The 3,875-nt window shown below is 72.0% G+C and carries 3 protein-coding genes; 1 reads left to right on the top strand and 2 read right to left on the bottom strand.

Annotated elements, in window-relative coordinates:
- The coding region (locus ABT116_RS40650; protein ID WP_351645115.1) for a phosphatidylinositol mannoside acyltransferase at positions 1-623 on the bottom strand (623 nt) is incomplete at its 3' end.
- Entirely contained in the window at positions 620-1,384 is a 765-nt protein-coding gene (pgsA, locus tag ABT116_RS40645; RefSeq protein ID WP_351645119.1) for a phosphatidylinositol phosphate synthase, read from the bottom strand. The genes ABT116_RS40650 and pgsA, both read right to left, overlap by 4 nt.
- Positions 1,385-1,607: 223 nt before the next feature.
- On the opposite strand from pgsA, the gene ABT116_RS40640 reads away from it, so the two are divergent.
- Positions 1,608-3,806 carry an elongation factor G-like protein EF-G2 gene (locus tag ABT116_RS40640; protein ID WP_351645113.1) on the top strand — a complete coding sequence of 733 codons (2,199 nt, stop codon included), beginning with the start codon at positions 1,608-1,610 and terminating at the stop codon, positions 3,804-3,806.
- Positions 3,807-3,875: the final 69 nt, after the last annotated feature.

Raw genomic sequence — 3,875 nt, 5'->3', positions numbered from 1 at the left:
AAGAAGTCCACCTCGACGCCGGAGGCGGACAGGTCGCGGTCGGCGACCAGGCAGACCAGGCCGCCGTCGCGCAGCCGGCGGGCCAGGGTGCCGAAGGCGGTGCCGCCGCTGTGCGGCAGGACCTCCATGCCGAGGCCCTCGCGGTAGGCGACGAACCGGTCGTAGAGCGTCTCGGGCTTCAGGCGCTCGGCGACCGTGGTGAAGGGGATGCCGAGCCGGGTGGTGACCCAGGCGCCGGCGAGGTCCCAGTTGGCGAGGTGCGGAAGGGCGAGTACGACGCCCTTGCCGGCGGCCATGCCCTCGGTGAGGTGGTGCAGGTCCTTCGCCTCGAAACCGCCCTTGATCCGCTCCTCGCTCCAGGCGGGGAGGCGGAAGGACTCCATCCAGTAGCGCAGGTAGGAGCGCATGCCGGCGCGGGACAGCTCGGCGAGGCGCTCGGGGCTCGCGCCGGGCACCACGCGCGCGTAGTTGCTCTCCAGACGCTGCACGCCCTTGCCGCGCTGCTTCCAGGCCAGGTCGGCGATGGTCCGGCCGAGCCGTGCGGCGACCGGCTCGGGGAGCTTCTTGACCGTGCCCCAGCCGAGGCCGTACAGCGCGTCCGTCAGCCGGTCCTGAGCGCTCACGTGGCCGCCTCGCTCCCGTGAGAGGCGTTCTGCTGCTCGTCCCCATTGTCCTGGCCGTCCGGCGTGGCCGCCGCGGCCTCGGCCTCGGCGGACTCCCGGCGGACCGTGACGACCCGCTGGATCAGCGTGACGAGGCTGCCCACGGCGACGATCCACAGGGCGACGGGCAGCAGGTACTCGATGCCGGGCACACCGAACTTGTGCAGGCCCGAGAGCCCCGCCGCGACCAGGGAGATCACCAGCCGCTCGGCCCGCTCGACCAGCCCGTTGACAGCCACCGGCAGGCCGATCGACTCGCCCCGGGCCTTGGTGTACGACACCACCTGCCCGCTGGCCAGGCAGAAGATCGAGACGGCGCACAGGACGAGGTCGTCGCCCCCGCCGGCGTACCAGAGGATGAAGCCGCCGAAGATCGCGCCGTCGGCGACCCGGTCGAGCGTGGAGTCCAGGAAGGCGCCCCAGCGGCTGGAGCGGCCGAGCTGACGGGCCATGTTGCCGTCGACGAGGTCGGAGAACACGAACAGCGTGATCACGACCGTGCCCCAGAAGAACTCGCCCATGGGGTAGAAGACCAGCGCGCCCGCGACCACACCGGCGGTGCCGATGAGCGTGACGGTGTCGGGGCTCACGCCCCGCCGGATCAGAAACGCGGCGAACGGTGTGAGGACACGCGTGAAGAATGCACGCGCGTACTTGTTCAGCATGGCCTTCCCGAGGGTCGGTGTCGCCGTCTGGCCCCTGCTGGCCACCGGCTGGCCCATCGTAGTCACGCGCGCGCGTGGGCGAGGGGCGGGCACCCGGACCCCTTTCGGGGGAACCGGTGCGCCACTGGTGTGCGGCGGGATCACGTCGTTCGTATGGACGCGCCGTGACGGGAGTGGGAAGGTCGAATGACCGCGGGCGTCGCCGGAGCCGCACCGCACGCGACGCGGGTTCCGCGTGTCCGCGCCCCCAGTGACCTCACCGTGCACGGGAGGCAGAATCATGGGCGACAAGGCACAGACACACCCTGGGGCCGCCGGCAGGGCACAAGCGGCCGACCAACCTCAGTCCGTACGGAATGTGGTGCTGGTCGGCCACTCCGGATCGGGCAAGACCACGTTGGTGGAGGCCCTCGCACTCACGGCGGGGGCGGTGAACCGGGCGGGCCGTGTGGAGGACGGCGGCACCGTCTCCGACTACGACGACATCGAGCACCGGCAGCAGCGCTCGGTGCAGCTCTCCCTGGTGCCCGTCGAGTGGGACGGCATCAAGGTCAATCTCCTCGACACCCCCGGATACGCCGACTTCGTCGGTGAGCTCAGGGCCGGTCTGCGCGCGGCGGACGCGGCCCTCTTCGTCGTCTCGGCGTCGGACGGCGTGGACGGCACGACCCGCATGGTGTGGGAGGAGTGCGCGGCCGTGGGCATGCCCCGGGCCATCGTCGTCACGCACCTGGAGTCGGCACGTTCCGACTTCGAGGAGATGACCCGGGCCTGCGCGGAGGCCTTCGGCGCGGACGACCCCGACGCGGTCCTGCCGCTCTACCTGCCGCTGCACGGCCCCGAGGCCCACGACGGGCACGCGCCCGTGACCGGGCTGATCGGGCTGCTGTCGCAGAAGCTGTTCGACTATTCGACGGGCGAGCGCAAGGACTCCGAGCCCGGCGAGGACCAGCTGCCACTGATCGAGGAGGCCCGCAACCGGCTCATCGAGGGGATCATCTCCGAGAGCGAGGACGAGACCCTCATGGACCGCTACCTCGGCGGGGAGCCGATCGACGTCAAGACGCTCATCGACGATCTGGAGCGGGCCGTCGCGCGGGGCGTCTTCTTCCCCGTCCTGGCCGCCGCCCCCGCGGGTGAGGGCGCCCGGCAGGGGCTCGGCACCGTGGAACTGCTGGAGCTGATCACCCGGGGCTTCCCGACGCCGCTGGAGCACGAGACGGTGCAGGTCACGACCGTCGACGGCAAGCCGCGCGAGCTGAAGCCGTGCGACCCGGACGCTCCGCTCGTCGCGGAGGTCGTGAAGACGTCCTCGGACCCGTACGTGGGCCGGCTGTCGCTGATCCGGCTGTTCTCCGGCACCCTGCGCGCCGACCAGACGGTCCACGTCTCCGGGCACGGGCTGGCCGACCGGGGGCACGAGGACCACGACGTCGACGAGCGGATCGGCGCCCTGTCCACGCCGTTCGGCAAGCAGCAGCGCCCGGTGTCGCACGTCATCGCGGGTGACCTGGCCTGCGTGGCGAAGCTGAGCCGCGCCGAGACTGGGGACACCCTGTCCGCCAAGGACGACCCGCTGCTCATGGAGCCGTGGCAGATGCCCGACCCGCTGCTGCCGCTGGCCATCCAGGCGCACAGCAAACCGGACGAGGACAAGCTCTCCCAGGGCCTGTCCCGGCTGGTGGCCGAGGACCCGACGATGCGGCTCGAACAGAACCAGGACACCCACCAGGTGGTGCTGTGGTGCCTGGGCGAGGCGCACGCCGACGTCGCCCTGGAGCGGCTGCGCAGCCGGTACGGCGTCCAGGTCGACGTCGTACCGCACCGGGTGTCCCTGCGCGAGACGTTCGCGACCAAGTCGGCCGGCCGGGGCAGGCACGTCAAGCAGTCCGGCGGGCACGGGCAGTTCGCGATCTGCGAGATCGAGGTCGAGCCGCTGCCCGGCGGGTCCGGCATCGAGTTCGTCGACAAGGTCGTGGGCGGCGCGGTGCCCCGGCAGTTCATCCCGTCGGTGGAGAAGGGCGTACGGGCCCAGGCGGCCAGAGGAGTGGCGGCCGGGTACCCGCTCATCGACGTACGGGTGACCCTCCTGGACGGCAAGGCGCACTCGGTGGACTCCTCCGACGCCGCGTTCCAGACGGCCGGAGCACTGGCGCTGCGGGAGGCCGCGGCCGACGCGAGGATCCATTTGCTGGAGCCGGTGGCCGAGGTGTCGGTGCTGGTCGGCGACGACTTCGTGGGCGCCGTGATGAGCGACCTGTCGGGGCGGCGCGGGCGGGTGCTCGGCACCGAGCAGACACCCGGCGGGCGCACCCTGATCAGGGCCGAGGTGCCCGAGATCGAGATCGGCCGGTACGCGATCGACCTGCGGTCGATGGCGCACGGCACGGCGGGGTTCAGCCGCCGGTACGTGCGGCACGAACCGATGCCGCAGCAGGTCGCGGACCGGGTGCGTGAAGAGGAGCGCAAGGCCTCGTAGTTGGCGCCGGGCGCCACCAAGTGCCCCGGTGTGGGCTCCCCTCCGCGGGGGCGGGCGGCTTGACAGGCC

Origin of the sequence: Streptomyces sp. NPDC002130, assembly GCF_040296465.1 — a bacterium.
Classification (GTDB): domain Bacteria; phylum Actinomycetota; class Actinomycetes; order Streptomycetales; family Streptomycetaceae; genus Streptomyces.
The sequence above is the reverse complement of the archived record's forward strand: the minus strand, read 5'-3'. Positions and strand labels throughout refer to the sequence as shown.